The organism is Enterobacter cloacae complex sp. 2024EL-00227 (assembly GCF_043945315.1).
Lineage (GTDB): Bacteria > Pseudomonadota > Gammaproteobacteria > Enterobacterales > Enterobacteriaceae > Enterobacter > Enterobacter roggenkampii.
Genome location: NZ_JBIMQP010000064.1, coordinates 1 through 1230, shown reverse-complemented (window position 1 = coordinate 1230; position 1230 = coordinate 1). Strand labels below are relative to the sequence as shown.

General features: G+C 51.1%; 1 protein-coding gene. It reads left to right on the top strand.

Annotated features, from left to right (window positions below; translation table 11 throughout):
* Positions 1 to 63: 63 nt before the first annotated feature.
* A protein-coding gene (locus ACHH0Z_RS25555) for an IS3 family transposase (protein ID WP_095429518.1) occupies positions 64 to 1211 on the top strand; the annotation gives its coding sequence in 2 pieces (ribosomal slippage) (positions 64 to 301 and positions 301 to 1211; 1149 coding nt in all).
* Positions 1212 to 1230: the final 19 nt, after the last annotated feature.

Genomic DNA, 1230 nt, shown 5'->3' with positions numbered 1-1230 from the left:
TGAATCGCCACGGGTTTAACAGACACCTCAGAGTCATTTAAGATGACTTAAAGAGAGGTGCCCATGAGCGGTAAGCGTTATCCTGAAGAGTTTAAAATTGAAGCAGTCAAACAGGTTGTTGATCGTGGTCATTCTGTTTCCAGTGTTGCAACACGTCTCGATATCACCACTCACAGTCTTTACGCCTGGATAAAGAAGTACGGCCCGGATTCTTCCACTCATAATGAACAGTCAGATGCTCAGGCCGAGATCCGCCGTCTTCAGAAAGAGTTGAAGCGGGTTACGGACGAACGGGACATATTAAAAAAAGCCGCGGCGTACTTCGCAAAGCTGTCCGACTGAGGTACGCCTTTATCCGCGACAACAGCCGTTGCTGGCCTGTTCGTTTGCTCTGTCGGGTTCTGGATGTCCATCCGAGTGGATTTTATTTCTGGCTTCAGCAGCCACATTCGCAGCGTCACCAGACAGATCAGATGCTGACCGGGCAAATCAAACAGTTCTGGCTTGAGTCTGGCTGCGTCTATGGTTATCGCAAGATCCATCTCGATCTGCGTGATACCGGACAGCAGTGCGGAGTGAACCGGGTCTGGCGGCTGATGAAGCGTGCCGGAATAAAAGCTCAGGTTGGGTACCGTAGCCCACGGGCACGTAAAGGCGAAGCCAGCATCGTGACACCCAACAGGCTCCAGCGGCAGTTCAATCCGGACTCACCGGATGAGCGTTGGGTGACGGACATAACCTACATCCGAACCCACGAAGGCTGGCTGTATCTGGCCGTGGTGGTTGACCTGTTCTCCCGAAAAGTTATCGGCTGGTCAATGCAACCCCGCATGACAAAAGAGATTGTCCTGAACGCATTACTTATGGCGGTGTGGAGGCGTAACCCTCAAAAGCAGGTACTGGTTCACTCTGATCAGGGTAGTCAGTACACGAGCCATGAGTGGCAGTCGTTCCTGAAATCACACGGTCTGGAAGGCAGCATGAGTCGTCGCGGTAACTGCCACGACAACGCGGTTGCGGAAAGCTTTTTCCAGCTACTGAAACGCGAACGGATTAAGAAAAGGATCTACGGAACGAGAGACGAAGCCAGAAGCGATATTTTTGATTATATCGAAATGTTTTATAACAGTAAGCGTCGGCATGGTTCGAGCGAGCAGATGCCACCGGCTGAATATGAAAACCTATATTATCAACGGCTCAGAAGTGTCTAGATTATCCGTGGCGATTCAG